18 protein-coding genes are annotated in these 16,967 nt (G+C 64.2%); 5 read left to right on the top strand and 13 right to left on the bottom strand.

What is annotated here, in order from left to right; all coding sequences use genetic code 11:
• Positions 1 to 9 precede the first annotated feature (9 nt).
• The 5 genes from AC07NV_RS10935 to AC07NV_RS10915 all read right to left on the bottom strand — a co-directional run bounded on the left by AC07NV_RS10935 (position 10) and on the right by AC07NV_RS10915 (position 4,011).
• Positions 10 to 330, bottom strand: coding sequence for a DMT family transporter (locus AC07NV_RS10935; protein ID WP_495166378.1), 321 nt, complete (start codon positions 328 to 330; stop codon positions 10 to 12).
• A gap of 146 nt (positions 331 to 476) precedes the next feature.
• Positions 477 to 1,085, bottom strand: coding sequence for an ABC-type transport auxiliary lipoprotein family protein (locus tag AC07NV_RS10930; RefSeq protein ID WP_495166377.1), 609 nt, complete (start codon positions 1,083 to 1,085; stop codon positions 477 to 479).
• 14 nt (positions 1,086 to 1,099) lie between these two features.
• Positions 1,100 to 2,041, bottom strand: coding sequence for an MlaD family protein (locus tag AC07NV_RS10925; protein ID WP_495166376.1), 942 nt, complete (start codon positions 2,039 to 2,041; stop codon positions 1,100 to 1,102).
• Positions 2,042 to 2,050: 9 nt separating this feature from the next.
• Positions 2,051 to 2,905 carry an ABC transporter ATP-binding protein gene (locus tag AC07NV_RS10920; RefSeq protein ID WP_495166375.1) on the bottom strand — a complete coding sequence of 285 codons (855 nt, stop codon included), beginning with the start codon at positions 2,903 to 2,905 and terminating at the stop codon, positions 2,051 to 2,053.
• Positions 2,905 to 4,011 (bottom strand): ABC transporter permease, encoded by a 1,107-nt coding sequence (locus tag AC07NV_RS10915; protein WP_495166374.1) that lies wholly within the window; start codon positions 4,009 to 4,011, stop codon positions 2,905 to 2,907. Before AC07NV_RS10915 ends, AC07NV_RS10920 begins: the two co-directional genes overlap by 1 nt.
• Positions 4,012 to 4,111: 100 nt before the next feature.
• Between AC07NV_RS10915 and AC07NV_RS10910 the strand changes: the two genes are divergently transcribed.
• Complete coding sequence (locus AC07NV_RS10910) at positions 4,112 to 4,831, top strand: HAD family hydrolase (RefSeq protein ID WP_495166373.1); 720 nt, start codon at positions 4,112 to 4,114, stop codon at positions 4,829 to 4,831.
• Positions 4,832 to 4,863: 32 nt separating this feature from the next.
• On the opposite strand, the gene AC07NV_RS10905 is transcribed toward AC07NV_RS10910, so the two are convergent.
• From AC07NV_RS10905 to lgt, 6 genes are all read right to left on the bottom strand, one after another.
• Positions 4,864 to 6,156, bottom strand: coding sequence for a cystathionine gamma-synthase family protein (locus tag AC07NV_RS10905; protein ID WP_495166372.1), 1,293 nt, complete (start codon positions 6,154 to 6,156; stop codon positions 4,864 to 4,866).
• Between the two features lie 79 nt (positions 6,157 to 6,235).
• The gene (locus tag AC07NV_RS10900) at positions 6,236 to 7,519 is read right to left on the bottom strand and encodes an MFS transporter (protein WP_495166371.1); all 1,284 of its coding nucleotides are present in this window, start codon (positions 7,517 to 7,519) and stop codon (positions 6,236 to 6,238) included.
• Between the two features lie 19 nt (positions 7,520 to 7,538).
• Positions 7,539 to 8,300 (bottom strand): peptidoglycan editing factor PgeF, encoded by a 762-nt coding sequence (gene pgeF, locus AC07NV_RS10895; RefSeq protein ID WP_495166370.1) that lies wholly within the window; start codon positions 8,298 to 8,300, stop codon positions 7,539 to 7,541.
• Positions 8,297 to 8,815, bottom strand: a complete 519-nt coding sequence (locus AC07NV_RS10890) for a GNAT family N-acetyltransferase (protein WP_495166369.1) — start codon at positions 8,813 to 8,815, stop codon at positions 8,297 to 8,299. Before AC07NV_RS10890 ends, pgeF begins: the two co-directional genes overlap by 4 nt.
• Positions 8,812 to 9,885 carry a class I SAM-dependent methyltransferase gene (locus AC07NV_RS10885; RefSeq protein WP_495166703.1) on the bottom strand — a complete coding sequence of 358 codons (1,074 nt, stop codon included), beginning with the start codon at positions 9,883 to 9,885 and terminating at the stop codon, positions 8,812 to 8,814. Before AC07NV_RS10885 ends, AC07NV_RS10890 begins: the two co-directional genes overlap by 4 nt.
• Entirely contained in the window at positions 9,872 to 10,690 is an 819-nt protein-coding gene (gene lgt / locus AC07NV_RS10880; RefSeq protein WP_495166368.1) for a prolipoprotein diacylglyceryl transferase, read from the bottom strand. Before lgt ends, AC07NV_RS10885 begins: the two co-directional genes overlap by 14 nt.
• A gap of 134 nt (positions 10,691 to 10,824) precedes the next feature.
• On the opposite strand from lgt, the gene AC07NV_RS10875 reads away from it, so the two are divergent.
• Genes AC07NV_RS10875 through AC07NV_RS10860 form a run of 4 tightly spaced genes read left to right on the top strand, consistent with a single transcriptional unit; the run spans position 10,825 to position 15,470 of the window.
• Positions 10,825 to 12,531: a class I adenylate-forming enzyme family protein gene (locus AC07NV_RS10875; protein WP_495166367.1), complete on the top strand. Its 1,707-nt coding sequence runs from the start codon at positions 10,825 to 10,827 to the stop codon at positions 12,529 to 12,531.
• Positions 12,532 to 12,561: 30 nt separating this feature from the next.
• A complete protein-coding gene (locus AC07NV_RS10870) occupies positions 12,562 to 13,413 on the top strand; it encodes a cytochrome b/b6 domain-containing protein (protein ID WP_495166366.1) in 852 nt (283 codons plus the stop codon).
• Positions 13,410 to 14,189, top strand: a complete 780-nt coding sequence (locus tag AC07NV_RS10865) for a molybdopterin-dependent oxidoreductase (RefSeq protein ID WP_495166365.1) — start codon at positions 13,410 to 13,412, stop codon at positions 14,187 to 14,189. Before AC07NV_RS10870 ends, AC07NV_RS10865 begins: the two co-directional genes overlap by 4 nt.
• 42 nt (positions 14,190 to 14,231) lie before the next feature.
• A complete protein-coding gene (locus AC07NV_RS10860) occupies positions 14,232 to 15,470 on the top strand; it encodes a class I SAM-dependent methyltransferase (RefSeq protein WP_495166364.1) in 1,239 nt (412 codons plus the stop codon).
• Here the strand turns inward: AC07NV_RS10860 and AC07NV_RS10855 are convergent.
• The gene (locus AC07NV_RS10855) at positions 15,458 to 15,895 is read right to left on the bottom strand and encodes a DUF1801 domain-containing protein (RefSeq protein ID WP_495166363.1); all 438 of its coding nucleotides are present in this window, start codon (positions 15,893 to 15,895) and stop codon (positions 15,458 to 15,460) included. The two genes, AC07NV_RS10860 and AC07NV_RS10855, sit on opposite strands and share 13 nt — an antisense overlap.
• Positions 15,896 to 15,943: 48 nt before the next feature.
• Positions 15,944 to 16,903 (bottom strand): helix-turn-helix transcriptional regulator, encoded by a 960-nt coding sequence (locus tag AC07NV_RS10850; RefSeq protein ID WP_495166362.1) that lies wholly within the window; start codon positions 16,901 to 16,903, stop codon positions 15,944 to 15,946.
• Positions 16,904 to 16,967 lie beyond the last annotated feature (64 nt).

The raw sequence follows: 16,967 nt of genomic DNA, 5'->3' as shown, positions 1-16,967 counted from the left end.
GTCAACCGATCAGGAAGACGAAAAGAGCTTGGTTCCGACGACGCCGATGACGATCAGCGTCATGAAGCCGATCTGGACCCCGTTTACCTTTTCGCCGAACCAGAAAATGCCGCCGATGATAACGCCAACCGCGCCGAGGCCGGTCCAGATCGCATAGGCGGTGCCCGCCGAGATGCCGCGCATCGCGAACGCGAGCAGCGCCATATTCACAAAACTCAAGGAGACGGGAATGATCGAGGCCTGCCAGGTGCCGATCGTCGCGGCCCATTTGAGGCTGAGCGCCCAGCAGATTTCGGTAAAAACGGCGATCGCGAGGATGACCCACGCCATAGCATGATCCTTTCAAGTCAGCGGGCTCGAAAGGAAGGGCACAGCCGGAAACCCGGAAGAGGCTGTGCAGAAAGAGGTGATGTGATGCGGCGCCCTCTAGGGCCCGCAACGGAAAATGGCAATGGGAAGGGTCCCGGAAGCGGGACCTAACCGCCGAGCCAGCCGGTGACTTCGCCCGCAACCTTGTTCGCCGCGCGCGTCAGGGCTTCGCCGACGGGCTTCGCCTCGACCTTGCCGCCGATCGCCTCGCGCGCTTCGAAGCGGCGCTGTGTCACCGTCTTGCCGCCCGCCGACACCAGCATCGCCTGATAGACGACGACCACCTCGTTGGTGCTCGCATCGACGCCGAATTCCATGAGCTGACCGGCGAGCTGCTCGCCCGGCGCCGTCAGATATTGCCCTTCGTCGAGCACGACCCGCGATGTACGCGCCGACACGGTTTCGGAAACAAGCCGCTGGAACAGGCGCGAGGGCGCCTCGACCCATTGGGCGTCCTTCACATAGGTGACGCTCGACCCGTCCTGCTGGACCGGGATACGTGTCGTGCGCAGCTTCTGCGGCGCGGTCGGAATCAGGATCGTCAGCGTTGCGGCTTCGGCCGAGGTGCGCGCGCCGCCGGCACTTGGCGCCGCGTCGGCGTCGAGCGTCAGCAGGAAGGGTGGGGTCTTGCCACCGAGGCCGATGCACGCCGACAGCGAGACGGCGGCGATAGCGGCGAGCAGCGGGGCACGAAGGCGGCGGAAGGAACTGGGCATGGGGGGTCTGGTCCTCACTTTTTATAGTCGGGCAGCTTGCTGCCCCCGATGACGGCGCCCGCACCCTGCTGGTCGAGCTTGTCAGTCAGGCTGGACAGCGAGGCGGAGGTGCGGCGCAGGTCGCGGATCAGCGCATTGGCTTCGGGGATCGTCGTCTCGCTGAAAGTCTTGAGGCCGGGACGCGCGTCGGAGATGGCGCTCTCCAGCGTTGCCATCGATGCATTGGCCGATTTCAGCGTATCGCGCAGATTTGCCATCGCCGGATCGACATTGCGGTCGATCGTGCCCTGCGCCGATGCGGCAAGATTGCCGATCTGCTCGGCGGCGTTGCCGGTCTGCTGGATGGCAATACGCGTGTCGGCGAGGGCTTTTTCGATTGCCGGGCCGTTGCGCGCGAGGATGGCCGTGCTCGCCTCGACATTCTTGAGGATCCCGCGGAGGCTTGCCTGATTCTCGTCGTCGGCGAGTTCGGCGAGGCGCTCGGTCAGTGTCGACAGGCGCTGGAGCAATTGCGGCGCGGTGTTGAGCAGTTCGCCGAGGCCGCCGACTCGGGTCGGGATGACCGGCTTGCCGGCGGGGCCCTTGTCGGAGATCGGCGGTGCGCCTTTGACCGCGCCATCGAGCGAGATCTGCGACACGCCGGTGAAGCCGACGCCTTCGAGTGCGGCGGTCGTGCCCTGCAGCACGGGCACGCCTTCATTCACTTCGATCCGTACCCGGACGAATTGCGGATCTTCGGGCCACAGCGCGATTTCCCGGACCTGACCTGCCGGCACGCCGGAGAATTGCACCGCCGCACCTTTGTTCAGTCCGTCAACCGACTGTTTGAAAAATATGTCATATTCGCGTTTGTTGCCGCCGCTGTCGTTCGCCAGCCAGACGACGAAAAAAGCGAGCGCGGCCGTAAAGAAGAGAACGAAAGCGCCGACGAGGACGTTGTTTGAGCGTGTTTCCATCAGCTGTTCCTATCGCCGCTGTGCGGTCTGGTTCCCGCTGGCCGCAGCGCGGCCGCGCGGCCCGTTGAAATAATCCTGTATCCACGGATGCTCGGTGGCAAGCAGTTCCGGGATCGTGCCGACTGCGATCACCTTCTTCTCCGCAAGCACCGCGACACGGTCGCAGGTGGCATAGAGCGTGTCGAGGTCGTGGGTGATCAGAAAGACCGTCAGGCCCATTGTGTCGGCGAGCCCGCGAAGCAATTCGTCGAATTTCGCGGCGCCGATCGGGTCGAGGCCCGCGGTCGGCTCGTCGAGGAAGAGCAGGGCGGGATCGAGTGCGAGCGCGCGCGCGAGCCCGGCGCGCTTGACCATGCCGCCCGACAGCTCGGCGGGATATTTGGGCCCGGCGTCGGGAGGCAGGCCGACCATCGCGACCTTGTAGGCGGCGATCTCGTCGAGCAGCTTCTGGTCGAGTCGCGGGTAATATTCGCGCAGCGGTACCTGGATATTTTCAGCGACGCTCAGCGTCGAAAAGAGCGCACCGCCCTGGAACATGACGCCCCAGCGCCGGCGCAGGTCGCGCGATTCTTCCTCGTTCGCGATGGTGTCGAGCGTCTTGCCATAGACCTCGATCTCGCCCGCAGTCGGCGTCTGCAGCCCGATGATCGAGCGCATCAGGACCGATTTTCCGGTGCCCGACCCGCCGACGACGCCAAGGATCTCGCCCGACCGGACGTCGAGATTCAGGTCGTCGTGAATGACGGCGTCGCCAAACTGGTTGCGAAGACCGCGAATGCAGATGGCCTTGTCGAATTTTTCGGGACGCACTGCGTCGGCGGCTGCCAGCTCTTCCTTGATTTCCTGTTCGATCTCTTCGGCCATCAATTCCACCCCAGCGAAGAGAAGAAGACGGCGAACATCGCGTCGAGCACGATGACGAGGAAGATAGCGGCGACCACGGCAGACGTCGTGCGCTGCCCGACCTCCTCGGCATTCTGGCGAACCTGCATGCCTTCGTAACAGCCGGTAACGCCGATCAGGATCCCGAACACCGGCGCCTTGATCAACATGATCCAGAAATCGGTCATCGGGATGATTTCGCGCAGGCGCTGGATATAGGTGAGCGGCGGGATGTCGAGCCCGACCCAGCAGAACAGGCCGCCGCCGGCGATGGCGCACAGGCTGGCATAGAAGCCGAGCAGCGGCATGGTGATCGTCGAAGCGGCGACGCGTGGCAGCACGATGGCTTCCATCGGCGACACACCGATCGTACGCATTGCGTCGATCTCTTCGGTCAGCTTCATCGTACCGATCTGCGCCGCAAACGCCGAGCCCGACCGGCCTGCGACCATGATCGCGGTCATCAGCAAGCCCAGTTCGCGGATCGAGGCGCGGCCGACAAGATTGATCGTGAACACTTCGAGCCCGAATTGTTCAAGCTGCACCGAGCCCTGCTGCGCGATGACGATACCGATCAGAAAACTCATCAGGCCGATGATCGGCAGGGCGTCGACACCGACAGTCTGGAAACGTGTGACGACGGCATTCCAGCGAAGGCGGCGGCGTGCGCGAATCTGGATGCCGAGCGCCACGATCATCGCGCCAAAGAACCCCACGATACCAAGCAGTTCGTGCCAGATCGCGGTGCTGGCGGTCCCGACCTGTTCGAGCATGCGGACCCACGCGGGGCGGCGGTCGCGGTGGACGCGATATTCGCTCTTGTCGCTGGCCAATGCTTCGAGGAGGCGCTGCGCCTCTTCGCTTGCACCGACCACCTTGGAACCATGCTGATTGACCGTGCGCGTGACGATCCACGCGCCCACGGTGTCGATCCGGTCGAGCGCCGACAAGTCGAGGGTGGCGATCGGGCCGAGCGCTTCGAGCCGTGCGGGCAAGTCGCCCAGACGCGCAAGCGTCAGACGTCCCGTGAAGCGAACTTCGGCGCCATCGGTGCCGTCGCTATGTTCGAAATCCGCCCGGGCCACCATCGTGCGCGACCTTGTCTTATTTGCCCCATGACGGCAAGCGAATCCGTGACTTAGCCTGTCAGGTCTTGGCCGTCATGCAGGGTCACTCTATGGGTGAGGGATGGAAGAGCCACTCGTCACGCCGACACCCGCCTACACGCACCGCGTCGCGATGTACGACATGGACCGGACGATAACGCGTTCAGGGACTTACAGCGGATTCCTCATGCATGTTGCCCGGCGGCGCCAGCAATGGCGGTTGTTGCTGCTGCCGCTCGTCGGGCTGGCTGGCGCGGCCTATTCGCTCCGCCTCATCGACCGGTCGCGCCTCAAGGCGATCAATCTGCGGTTGCTGGTCGGCAAGCGGTTTCGCCGTACCGAAATCGCGCCGCTTGCCGAAAGCTATGCTGACAAGGTTGTCGCGCGCGGGCTGCATCCTGCCGCGCTCGAACAGATCGCCGCCGACCGCGAGGCTGGATACCGGCTGCTCCTCGCGACCGCGTCGTTCCATCTTTACGTTGAAGCCATCGCGCGGCGGCTGGGGATCGACGATGTGCTCGCGACCCAACTCGACGAAGCCGACGGCGCCGATCACATTCACGCGCGACTGTCGGGCGACAATTGCTATGGTGACGCAAAATTCGCGCGGATCGACGGCTGGATGTCGGCCAATGCGATTACCCGCGATAGCGTACATATCCGCGCCTATTCGGACCATGTGTCCGACCATCCCATGTTGCATTTCGCCGACGAAGCGGTCGCCACGACCCCGTCGCGCAAACTCAAGCGTCTCGCGCCGCGGATGGGCTGGCAGGTCGTCGACTGGCGCGCGCGGAAATAACCCCCTCCCGCAAGCGGGAGGGGTGAAAGAGGTCACACCGCGTCGAGGGCTTGCGCGAAATCGGCGATCAGATCGTCGGGATCCTCGATACCGATCGACACACGCACCAGATTGTCGGTGATGCCCAATGCCTTCTTGCGCTCATCGGGAACCGACAGATGCGTCATCGCTGCGGGATGGCTCGCGAGGGTCTCGGTGCCGCCAAGGCTGACCGCCAGCTTCGCGATCTTCAGCGCATCGAGGAAACGGAAGCTTTCGGCTTCGCCGCCCTTGATGAACAGCGAGAAGGTCGATCCGGCGCCGGTGCAATGGCGGTCGAAAATATCCTTCTGGCGCACGTCGCTGATGAAGCCGAGATAGCCGAGCCCGTCGACCTTCGGATGATCGCGGAGGAACGTGCAGACCTTCAGTGCATTTTCGCCGGCGCGGTTCATGCGCAGTTCGAGCGTCTCGAGGCTGCGCAGCAGCATCCACGCAGTATTGGGGTCGCAGATCGTGCCGATGGTGTTGCGCATCGGGCGGATGATGTTGAGCAAGCGCTGGTCGCCCGACACGCCGCCCGCGACGAGGTCCGAATGACCGCCGGCATATTTGGTGAGGCTGTAGACCACGAGTTCGGCGCCCTGGCGGATCGGCTTTTGCCACAGCGGGCCGAGGAAAGTGTTGTCGATCGCGATCGGCGGCTGCTGTTCGCCGGGGAAGGCGGCATCGCGCGCGCCGCGGACGGCCTCGACATCGACGAGCGCGTTGGTCGGGTTTGCCGGGCTTTCGAGATAGACGAGCGCGACCTTGCCGCCCTTCTCATTGGCGAGCGTCTTGGCGCGTTCGAGAATCGCATCGATCTCTTCGCGCGTCGCCCCGGCGGGGAAGTCGAGGAAGCTAACGCCGAAGCGTGACAGGATACGTGCGATCAACGTTTCGGTCGCAGCATAAAGCGGGCCCGAATGGACGATCACGTCATTCTGGCCGACGAGCGCGAGGAGCAGGGTCGCGATCGCCGACATGCCGCTCGAAAAGACGAGGCTGTCGTCGGCGCCGTCCCAGACGGCAAGGCGATCCTCGAGGATTTCCTGGTTCGGGCCGTTGAAGCGCGAGTAGACGAGGCCGTCGGCGGGGCCTTCGCGCTTGCCGGTGATATGTTCGAAGAAACGCTTGCCCGCGGCGGCGCTTTCGAAAGCGAAGGTCGAGGTGAGGAAGATCGGCGGCTTCAGCGAGCCTTCGGAGAGCACCGGGTCATAGCCGAGTCCCATCATCAGAGTGGCGGGACTGAGGTCGCGATCGCCGATTTTCTTCGTATTCGTCTTGGGTTTGCCGCGCATGGCCATGGGGGATGCTCCTTGAGGTGTTGGAGCCCTGTATAGCACGCCTGTTTCGTTTGAAACTATATGCGCGGCGAGCGGCTCCTTAGTCCTCGACGATCAAGCTGCGCTCTTTCGTTTCGGGAAGCAGCAGCGTCGCGACCCCGGCCATCGCGATCACCAATGCGACATAGAAATAGAAGACGCGCTCGATGCCGGCGTCCTTCAGCGCCAGCGCGACCATTTCGAGCGTGCCTGCGAAGATCGCGTTGCCGATCGCATAGGGGAGCGCGACACCGAGCCCGCGAATGTGGGCGGGAAACAGCTCGGCCTTCACCAGCGCATTGTTCGCGCTGTAGCCGCTCTGCAGCGTCAGCGGGATCATGATGAGCAATGTCGCGATATAGGGCGAGGTGACGGTCTCGAGCGTCATGAAGGTCGGCACCGCGACAATCGCGCCGCCGATCCCGAACAGCAGCAGCATCGGCTTGCGCCCGAACTTGTCGGCGAGCGCGCCGAACACCGGCTGCATCGCGGTGAACCACAGCAAGGCCGCGGCGATGATATAGGTGGCGGTCGCCTTGTCGAAGCCGACGGTGTTGTAGAGGAATTTCTGCATATAGCTGGTGTAGGTATAGGCCGCGAGCCCGCCGCCCGCCGACAGCATGCCGACGAGAATGCTCTCGCGCCGATGCTCTTTCCACAGCAGCTTCGCGGTCGATACCGGGCGGTCGACTGTCTGGTTCTCGAACGAGGGCGTTTCGGCGAGATTGCGGCGGAGCATATAGACGCCGAGCGCGAGCAGCGCTCCGATGACGAAGGGAATGCGCCATCCCCATGCGGTCAGCTCGGCCTCGGTCAGAAAGAATTGCAGGATAACCGCGACGAAGATCGCGCAAAGCTGCCCGCCGCAGAGCGTCATATATTGGAAGCTGGCCCAGAACCCGCGATTCTCACGCGGCGCCATTTCGGAGAGGTAGGTGGCGCTCGCGCCATATTCGCCGCCGAGCGACAGGCCTTGCAACATGCGCGCGATCAGCAATGTCGCGGGGCCGAGCAGTCCGGCCGTTGCATAGGTCGGCGCAACGGCGATCAGGATCGACCCGCTGAACATCAGCCCCACCGACAATGTGAGGCCGGCCTTGCGCCCGCGGGTGTCGGCAAAGCGTCCCATCACCCACGCGCCGATCGGCCGCATGATGAAGCCGACGGCAAAGATCGCCGCGGTGCTTAGAAGCTGCGCGGTCGGATCGGCCTTGGGGAAGAAGACGGGGGCGAAATAGATGGCGAAGGCGGCGTAGGCGAACCAGTCATACCATTCGACGAGATTGCCCATCGATCCGCCGATGATCGAAACGAGCCGTTTGCGCGGTATGTCGAGCGCCTTCATTCCGTCCCCCTTTTGCGCGCTATCGTAGGCCGATCACCGACAATTGGCGGCCATAGGAGTTCTCCCCTTTGTGGCACGCGCGGCGATAGCTGTAATAGTCGTCGGGCTGGGCATAGGTGTCCTGCCCGCCGATGGCAATTCGGGTGACACCCGCCGCAGCGAGCCGCGCCGCGACGTAAGCGGCGATGTCGAACATGGCATGGCCCGCGCGTCCGGCAGCAAAGAAACGCTCGTTTGCGGGATCGTCAGTGGTGAAGCGCCGGACGAAATTTTCGTCGACCTCATAGGACGCGCGCGCGATACATGGGCCGATCGCGACCGCGATATGCGCGCGGCGCGCGCCGAGACTTTCCATCGCGTCGAGAGCCGTATCGGTGACACCGGAAATCGCGCCTTTCCATCCGGCATGGGCGGCACCGATGACGCCTGCTTCGCGGTCGGCGAACAACACCGGCACGCAGTCGGCGGTCAGGATGCCGAGCAATATGCCCGGCGTGCGGGTCGCAAGCGCATCGGCCTCGGGTCGCGCCGCAGGATCGGTGTCGCGATCGACGATGACGCAGCGATTGCCATGGACCTGATAGAGCCCGGTGAGCGCCGCATCGGGCAGGATGGCGTCCGCGACGCGCCGCCGGTTTTCGGCAATCAGCGCTGGGTCATCGTTCGAGCCGAGACCGCAGTTCAGCGATGCAAGCTCGCTCGTCGAGACGCCGCCGCGGCGGCCGAAAAAACCGTGCGGGATGCCGTCGAGCGGCGGTGCGGTGACAAATGGTGCCGTCACAGGTCGAGCCGGAAGATGCGGTCCTCGTCGATATGGTTGCCGACGCGGAAGGCATTGCGGCCGACGTCCACAAAGCCGTAGCGACGATAAAAGGCCTGCGCGCGCGGGTTTTCGGTAAAGACCGAGAGGTAAAGGATCGACGCGCGTTCGCGTGCCCAGGCGATGCCCCAGTCGGTCAATGCCGCGGCGATGCCGGTGCCCTTCGCCGCTTCGCCGACATAGAGCTGGTGGAGCTCGGTCGCGTCTTCGACCGGCTGGCCTTCGGGCAGGTCGAAATCGATCGGACCCATCTTGATAAACCCGGTGATCGCGCCTGCTTCATCATGGGCGAGGGCGATGGCCCACGCCGGGTCGGCGATTTGCGCGCGCAGCCGCTCGGGCGGGTTCCAGCCGGCCAGAAAACTCGCAAGGTCGGCGGGGTCATAGATATGCCCGAAGGTGTGGGTGAAGGATGTGCTCGCGAACAGGGTCAATTCTCCGACATCTTTGTCGCGTGCGAGGGTGATGGTCGTCATGCTGCTGCCTCTGCCCCGAAACCTTCGGGTCGCGGCCAGCCGGGGGCACAGGCAGCCATGACCTTGAACAATTCGCCCATCGCTTGCGGCTCGACGAGCCGGTTGCGCTGGCCCGCGAGTTCGTCGGCGTGGGCGGGGGCCGCAGTCGCCAGCGCATTCAGCCGGGCGTCGATGCCGAGTGCTCGAAGCCAGGCGCCTTGGCCGACCGGTCCCGCGACAGGGATTCCTGCGCGCCCGGCCGCATCGGCGAGCGCGGAGAAGTCGACATGGGTGGTGAGGTCGACCTCGCCGGCATCGGCGAAGGGGTCCGCGAATTGGTGCGCCTTCACCGCCTGCAGCGTGTCGCCGGCGGCGGGGCCGCGATAGCCATAATCGATCACCAGCATCGCGCCGCCCTGCCGCGCGAGGCGGAAGGCGCAGCGCTGCATGATCGCAGCGGATACGGGCGCGGTTTCGACGATGCTTCCTTCGGCGCTGCCCTGCAGCGACGCGGGGACGTTGTCGTCGGCGGGGACGTCGCCAGGTATCGCCGTCAGTTTCTCGCCCGTGCGTTCGACCATACGCTCACGCCAGCCGGCGGCGGTGCGGATATATTGGTGGACGGGCAGGGCATCGAAAAACTCGTTCGCGACGATGATCGCGGCACCGTCGTCCGGCAGGCCGTCGATATCGTCATGATGGATCGCCGCGGGCAGGCGCGCCGACTGCGCTGCGCGCAGCATCGGGCTCGTCTCGACCAGATGCACGCCCCGCGGCGTGCAGCCGAACCGCGCCATCGTACGCAGGGCATCGGCGGCGAGCGTGCCGCGGCCGGGGCCCAGCTCGATATAGCGAAACGCGGGGCGGCCCGCGCGTTGCCACAGGTCGGCGATCCAGATGCCGACCATCTCGCCGAACATCTGGCTGATTTCGGGCGCGGTCGTAAAATCGCCTGCTGCGCCGAGCGGGTCGCGCGTTGCGTAATAATGGCTGTTCGCCGCCGCCATATAGTCGGCGATCGTCGTCGGCCGCGCCGCCGCGATTTCGCTTATCAGCGTTTCCGGGCTCGGCGGTCCGTCACGCAACGCTATCGGTTCCGGCGACCGGTTCGATCCGCTGACGGCGGCCCTTGGCGGTCGCGACCAGCCAGAAACCGATCAGCAGCATCGGCACGGTCAACGTCTGGCCCATCGTCAGCCCCCATGACAGGGTGCCGAGCTGGACATCGGGTTCGCGCACAAATTCCACCGCAAAGCGGCTGAGGCCATAGATGATTGCCGCCAAGCCGAACAGGAAGCCAGGCTTATAACGGGCATCGGTGCGCCAGAAGAAGAAGGCGAGGATCGCCATCATCAACAGGCCTTCGAGGCCGGCCTCATACAGCTGACTCGGGTGGCGCGGGTCCATCGTGCCGCTGCCCGGAAAGATGATTGCCCAGGGCACCGTCGTTGCGCGGCCCCACAGTTCGCCGTTCACGAAATTGGCAAGGCGGCCAAAGAAGAGGCCGAAGGGGACCACGCAGGCGACATAGTCGCAGAAACGCAGAAAACTGAGCTTCTCCTTGCGCGTCACATACCAGATCGCGATCAGCACGCCGATGACGCCGCCGTGCAGCGACATGCCGCCGTCCCACAGTCTGAAGATCTCGAGCGGCTTCTGGATATAGTTGCCGAGGTTGTAGAAGAGCACATAGCCGAGCCGTCCGCCGAGGATGATCCCGAGCATGGCATAGAAGATCATGTCGTCGGCGTGGCGCCGCGCCATCGGGGCGCCGGGCTGCGCAATCAGCTTGAGCAGATACCAGTAACCGACGAAGATCCCGGCGAGATAGGCGAGCGCGTACCAGCGGATCGGCAGGCCGAAAACGCTGAACGCAATCTCGGAATTCTCGCCCATCAAATCTTGAAAGTTAAGATATTGCGTTGCTTCGGCTAAGGTTGCAAAAAGAAACATATAGTCGCGCTGTCCTTCCCCAGGAGAGGCCTCCCCATAAGGGGTAAGGCGAGCGAGACCAAGAGGAGAGATGAAAGATGCCATCAGCGCTCGATTTGCGCCTGGAAGCCGCCTATAATCTGATCACCGGCCCCGGCGGCCCGATCCAGCTCGGGTCCGTCGAACGCTTCGGCCACCAGCTTCCCTTCATCACCAACGCGCCGACCAACCTTGCCGACTATGTTGCGTTTTTTGCTGCGGTGCATGGCGACGCGACTTTCCTGGTCGAAGGCGACGAGAGGCTGTCGTTCAAGCAGGTCCACGCCGCGGCGCGGCAGGTCGCGGCGGGGCTGGTCGAGGGTTATGGCATCCAGCGCGGCGATCGCGTCGGGCTGGCGATGCGCAACGCCAACGCGTGGTGCGTTTCCTATATCGGCATCCTGATGGCGGGCGGCTGCGCCACGCTGCTCAACGGCTGGTGGCAGGGCGGCGAGCTGGCGGCGGGCATCCTCGACAGCGAAGCGAAACTCGTGATCGCCGACGTGCAGCGCGCCGCGCGGCTCGAAGGCGTCGAGCATGGTGCGAAAGTGGTCACGCTCGACGTCACCCGGCCGATCGATGAGGCGGTCGCGCCGATCACCGGCGCGGGCGGCAGCGCCGAAACGGTGCTGCCGATGCTGACCGGACAGGATCTGGCGACCATCCTCTTCACGTCGGGCTCGACCGGCCAGTCGAAGGGTGCCTATTCGCGCCACGAAGCGGTGTGTCAGGCGATCTTCAACTATGTCACCCAGACCGCGAGCATCGTCCATTTGCTGACCGAAGATGGGCAGATGTCGGACATCCAGCCCGCGACCCTGATCTGCACGCCTTTGTTCCACGTCACCGCCGAAATCCCTGTGTTCCTGCAAAGCTTCGCGCTGGGCCGCAAACTCGTGCTGATGCCCAAATGGAACGCCGATGAGGCGATGCGGCTGATCCAGGACGAGCAATGCAATTATTTCGTCGGCGTGCCGCTGATGAGCTACGAGATTCTCGTCAGCCCCAACCGCAAGAATTATGATCTGTCGACGTGCAAGAGCTACGCTGGTGGCGGCGCGCCGCGCCCGCCCGAGCATGTGCGACGCCTCGCGACCGAAATGGGCGAGAGCAAGCCCTTGCTCGGCTATGGCCTGACCGAAACCAACGCGGTCGGCTGTGGTATCGTCAACGAAAATTATGTCGCCAAGCCGATGTCGACCGGCCCGGCATCGAAGCCGCTCGTCGATCTCGCGATCCTCGACGAAGAGGGCAATGAATTGCCGCAGGGCGGCGTTGGCGAAGTGTGCATCCGCTCGGTTGCCAATTTCGAGGGCTATTGGAACAATGAGGCCGCGACCAAAGCGGCCTTCTTCGACAATGGCTATTTCCGGTCGGGCGACCTCGGCTATCTCGACGAGGACGGCTATCTGTTCATTGTCGACCGCAAGAAGGACATCATCATCCGTGGCGGCGAGAATATCAGCTGCCAGGAAGTCGAAGCCGCGATCTACGAGCATCCCGAGGCGAATGAATGTGCGGTGTTCGGCTTGCCCGACGAGCGGCTGGGCGAAGTCGTCGGCGCGGTGATCTGGATGAAACCCGGCAGCACCGTCGCCGCGGAAGACATGTGCTCCTTCCTCAGCGCGCGCCTCGCACCCTATAAGGTACCGAGCAAGATCTGGATGTCGAACGACGCGCTGCCCAAGCTCGGCAGCGAAAAGATCGACAAGGTCAGTTTGCGCAACCAGTATCGCGGGGAATATGCGGCGGAGGTCGTTGCGTAGCCGGGCACAGTGAAGGAGCGAGGCGGGATCATGGCCGAGGCTGAAACTCCCGCCGCTCCTTCCAGGCCCGTCCCGCCGGTGCGCGTCTATCGCCACCGGTTGCCCGTCCGTATCTGGCACTGGGTCAATGCCGTGACCCTGCTCGTCCTGCTGATGAGCGGGCTGATGATCTTCAACGCGCACCCGCGCCTCTATTGGGGCCAATATGGCGCGAACCCCGACCATGCCTGGCTGGCGATAGGCTCGACACCGAAGACGGGCTTCTTGCGCATCGGGGAAATGCGGATCGAGACGACCGGGGTGCTCGGCCGCTGGACCGACGCCAAGGGCGAACCGCAGACCTGGGCTTTCCCCGGCTGGGCGACGATCCCCACGACCTATAGCCTCGCCGACGGGCGCCGCTGGCATCTTCTGTTCGCATGGGTGCTCGCGATCAGCTTGACGCTTTATATGTTGTGGACGCTGCTCGGCGGCCATCTGAAGAAGGATCTGCATGTTCGCCGCGCCGAATGGTCGCCGCGCCATATCTGGCAGGATGTGAAGGACCATGCCCGGCTGCGCTTTCCAAGGGGCGAGGCGGCGGCGCGCTATCATATCCTCCAGAAACTCAGCTACATCGGTGTCATCTTTATGTTGCTGCCGCTGATGATCGCGACGGGTCTCACCATGTCGCCGGGAATGAATGCATCTGCTCCCTGGCTGCTCGACCTGTTCGGCGGGCGCCAGTCGGCGCGCTCGATCCATTTTCTCACCGTATGGGCGCTGGTCGCCTTCTTCTTCGTCCACATCGCGATGGTTCTGCTTGCGGGACCATTGAACGAAGTCCGTTCAATGCTGACCGGCTGGTTCCGCCTGCCGCCCGAGCGGGAGGACGATATATGAGCGCGGTCATCCTGCCGCGCCGGCAAATGATTACGCGCGCCGGCGGCTTGATCGCCGCGGCTGGAGCGTTGCCTCTCTTGTCGGGCTGCGACGCAATCAACGAGGCGCCGGCGGTGCGCAAGATCCTGTCGATGGGCGAGGAGATGAACCGGGCGAGTCAGCGCGCGCTGATGGACCGCGACGCGCTCGCACGCGAATTCACCCGCGCCGATCTGTCGCCGACCTTCCGTTCGAACGGCACGAAGCTGCCGCCGGGCGATGCGTATGCCGCACATGCGGCGAGCGGCTTTGCCGACTGGCGGATCAAGGTGACGGGACTGGTCGCACGGCCCCTGTCGCTGTCGATGGCCGATATCCGCGCGATGCCGCAACGCACCCAGATCACGCGCCACGACTGCGTTGAGGGGTGGAGCGCGATTGGTCAGTGGACCGGGCCGCGGCTCGGTGGCATCCTGGCCGCGGCGGGACTTCGCGACGGCGCGCGCTATATCGTTTTCCGCTGTGCCGACCGGATCGGCGACGCGCTCTATTACGAAAGCTGCGATCTGGTCGACGCGTTGCACCCGCAGACAATCATGGCGTGGGCACTCAACGAGACGGTGCTGCCGATCGCCAACGGGGCGCCGCTCCGCCTGCGGATCGAGCGCCAGCTTGGCTATAAGCACGCGAAATATGTGCAGGGGATTGAAGCGGTTTCCAGCCTCGATGCGATCGGCGCGGGTAAGGGCGGCTATTGGGAAGACCGCATCGATTATGAATGGTATGCCGGTATCTGACCGCAACCATTTGGGGCGATGGGGGTTTTCGACTTTACTCACATGTCGATACTAAGTCCGTTTCTTTCTCGCGTGGTGCGTCAGGGGCGACTGACCGTCATCGCACCCGATGGCGCCGAGGAGCATTTCGGTGCGACCGCACCGGGGTTTCCCGAACTCACTCTGCGCTTCGCGACGCGCGCCGGCATGCGCCGCATCATTCTCGACCCGCGGCTTGGCGCTGCCGAATCCTTCATGGACGGCGATATGCGGATCGAGGGCGGCGACATCATGGACCTCATCGGCCTGATCCGCATGAACACGCCATGGGATCGCGGCGCGACGCTCAAGGACAAGACGTGGTTCGGCCGATGCGCCGACTGGGTTAAGACGCGGATCGGGTCGATCAACCGCCAGCGACAGTCGCGCGCCAACGTCAAGCATCACTATGACATCGGCAACGACCTCTATCGCCTCTTCCTCGACGAGGATATGCAATATAGCTGCGCCTACTGGTTGCGGCCGGACATGACGCTGGACGAAGCGCAGGCGGCGAAGAAGGCCCATATCGCAGCGAAACTCGCGCTCGCGCCGGGGCAGCGGATACTCGACATCGGCTGCGGCTGGGGCGGCATGGCGATCACGCTGGCGAAGCTTGCTGAGGTCAACGTGCTGGGGATCACGCTGTCGGAGGAGCAACTCGCGCTCGCGCGGCAGCGCGCCGAAGCGGCGGGGGTCGCCGACCGCGTGACCTTCGAACTCATCGATTATCGTGATCTTGCCGCGCGCGATGCCGGGCGCTTCGATCGCATCGTCTCGGTCGGCATGTTCGAACATGTCGGCGCGCGCAATTTCGAGACCTTCTTTCGTGCTTGCGCCAATCTGATGACCGCCGACGGGGTGATGCTGCTCCACACGATCGGCCGTTTCGGACGGCCGGGTGCGACCGATGCCTTCACGCGCAAATATATTTTTCCGGGCGGCTATATCCCCGCGCTCAGCGAGACGCTGGCAGCGAGCGAAAAGAGCCGGCTGATCGTCACCGATGTCGAGACGCTCCGTCTCCATTACGCGCTGACTTTGCGCCAATGGTATGCGCGCACGCTGGCGCATGAGGCGGAGATCGTCGCGATGATGGGGATCCGCTTCTTTCGTATGTGGTGCTTCTATCTCGCCGGCGCGACGTCGGCGTTCGAAAGCGGCGGGATGGGCAATTACCAGATCCAGTTCGCGCGCAGCCGCCATGCGCTGCCGCTCACGCGCGACTATCTGAGCGAGGCGGAAGGGCGTTACGCCGGGTAACGTTCGTTCATGATATCCCAGCTCAGCACGACGAGCTTTTCCAGAATCTCGAGGTCCACGTCGCTGAGCTTGTTGACGTAGAGGCAGGATTTGCCGTTTCTATATTTGCCGAGCTTCGCGAGCAATGCGTCCGCCTCGGGCTGCCGGCCGAGGTAATCGCCCATCAAATAAAGCGTCATCGCGGCCTTGCGCGGGCTGAAACCGGCGCGGCACATCGTCCCCGACCGGCCGCTCTCGTACAGATAATCATAGCTGCCATAGCCGATGATCGACGGACCCCACATTTTCGGATCAAGGCCGGTCACGCGGCGATGCATCGCGTTGATCGCTTCGGCTTCCTCGCGGCGCCGCGCTTCGGGGATGGCGGCGATAAAATCGCCGACGCTCACTTCGGTGGCTTTGGTCTTGATTTCCGCTTTGCCCATGACCTGTCTCCCTGACGCCAGGATAGCGCTCCGGAATGGCGGTGCCAATCAGCCGTGCCGCGCGGCGATTTCGCGGGCGAGCACACCGATCCGGTGACGAAAGGTGCCGGGCGCAAGTATCTCCACCTCGGCGCCGAGTGCGAGCATATCGCGCGCGCCATGGTCGCTGTCTTCGACCATCATCGTCATTTCGCGCCAGCCATCGGCGGCGGGCGCGCCGGCGTCCGCGACCGCCTCGGCGCCGCGCGGCGACTGTGCAGCGAGCCGCTTGCAGCCATCGGGGGAGGCGCGGATGGTCGCCTTCGCGGCGAACAACTCGGCCTCGAACCGGGCCTGTTCGGCCTGCCACCACGACGCGAGCCGGAAATCGGCGGGGCGATCGAAAACCGTGTCGCCGACCATTAGCCGGTCGATATTCGCGATCCGGAATATGCGGATCTTTCCGCCGCCCCTTGCCGCGAGATACCAGATGCCTGCTTTCAGGACGAGGCCGAGCGGATCGACCGTCCAGTCGCGCAGGCCTTGCCAGCTTTCATAGCGCATTTTGAGAGGATGCTGATCGAGCACCGCGCGGGCAATTGCGGGGAGGTGCGGCAGCGCCTCGCCGCCGCGATACCAGTCGACCGCATCGAGATGGAAGCGCGTCGTCATCCGGTCGGCTAGCGCGCCGCCGTCGGCGGGTAGCGCAGCGATCAGCTTGTTCTGGGCGGCGCTCGTTGCGGCGCCGAGGCCGAGCTCGCCCGCAGGGCCGGGCAGGCCGATCATCGCCACCGCTTCGGCCTCGCCCGCCGACAGGCCGGTGAGCTGGGTCCGATAGCCACCCAGCAACTGAAAGCCGCCGCCGGGACCGCGATCGCCATAGACCGGAATGCCCGCGGCCGAGAGCGCGTCGATGTCGCGGTAGATGGTGCGCTCGGACACCTCGAACTCCGCCGCCAAGTCGGAGGCCGTCAGCCGCCGCCGCAATTGCAGCAGAATGAGGATCGAGAGGAGGCGGCTGGCGCGCATTATTTCGTCATAGCAGAAAATAACTGACAGAAAATGTCAGGATAGGCGGCGTAAAAGTGGTCGG

The organism is Sphingopyxis sp. GW821-FHT10B01, assembly GCF_059415685.1.
The sequence above is the reverse complement of the archived record's forward strand: the minus strand, read 5'-3'. Positions and strand labels throughout refer to the sequence as shown.

Bases quoted from the DNA above. Each gene is read 5' to 3' on its own strand.
- AC07NV_RS10915 (WP_495166374.1), bottom strand. From the start codon at position 4,011: ATGGTGGCCCGGGCGGATTTCGAACATAGCGACGGCACCGATGGCGCC.
- AC07NV_RS10925 (WP_495166376.1), bottom strand. From the start codon at position 2,041: ATGGAAACACGCTCAAACAACGTCCTCGTCGGCGCTTTCGTTCTCTTC.
- AC07NV_RS10860 (WP_495166364.1), top strand. From the start codon at position 14,232: ATGTCGATACTAAGTCCGTTTCTTTCTCGCGTGGTGCGTCAGGGGCGA.
- AC07NV_RS10910 (WP_495166373.1), top strand. From the start codon at position 4,112: ATGGAAGAGCCACTCGTCACGCCGACACCCGCCTACACGCACCGCGTC.
- AC07NV_RS10875 (WP_495166367.1), top strand. From the start codon at position 10,825: ATGCCATCAGCGCTCGATTTGCGCCTGGAAGCCGCCTATAATCTGATC.
- AC07NV_RS10900 (WP_495166371.1), bottom strand. From the start codon at position 7,519: ATGAAGGCGCTCGACATACCGCGCAAACGGCTCGTTTCGATCATCGGC.
- AC07NV_RS10905 (WP_495166372.1), bottom strand. From the start codon at position 6,156: ATGGCCATGCGCGGCAAACCCAAGACGAATACGAAGAAAATCGGCGAT.
- lgt (WP_495166368.1), bottom strand. From the start codon at position 10,690: ATGGGCGAGAATTCCGAGATTGCGTTCAGCGTTTTCGGCCTGCCGATC.
- AC07NV_RS10850 (WP_495166362.1), bottom strand. From the start codon at position 16,903: ATGCGCGCCAGCCGCCTCCTCTCGATCCTCATTCTGCTGCAATTGCGG.
- AC07NV_RS10855 (WP_495166363.1), bottom strand. From the start codon at position 15,895: ATGGGCAAAGCGGAAATCAAGACCAAAGCCACCGAAGTGAGCGTCGGC.
- AC07NV_RS10935 (WP_495166378.1), bottom strand. From the start codon at position 330: ATGGCGTGGGTCATCCTCGCGATCGCCGTTTTTACCGAAATCTGCTGG.
- AC07NV_RS10890 (WP_495166369.1), bottom strand. From the start codon at position 8,815: ATGACGACCATCACCCTCGCACGCGACAAAGATGTCGGAGAATTGACC.
- AC07NV_RS10865 (WP_495166365.1), top strand. From the start codon at position 13,410: ATGAGCGCGGTCATCCTGCCGCGCCGGCAAATGATTACGCGCGCCGGC.
- AC07NV_RS10930 (WP_495166377.1), bottom strand. From the start codon at position 1,085: ATGCCCAGTTCCTTCCGCCGCCTTCGTGCCCCGCTGCTCGCCGCTATC.
- AC07NV_RS10870 (WP_495166366.1), top strand. From the start codon at position 12,562: ATGGCCGAGGCTGAAACTCCCGCCGCTCCTTCCAGGCCCGTCCCGCCG.
- AC07NV_RS10920 (WP_495166375.1), bottom strand. From the start codon at position 2,905: ATGGCCGAAGAGATCGAACAGGAAATCAAGGAAGAGCTGGCAGCCGCC.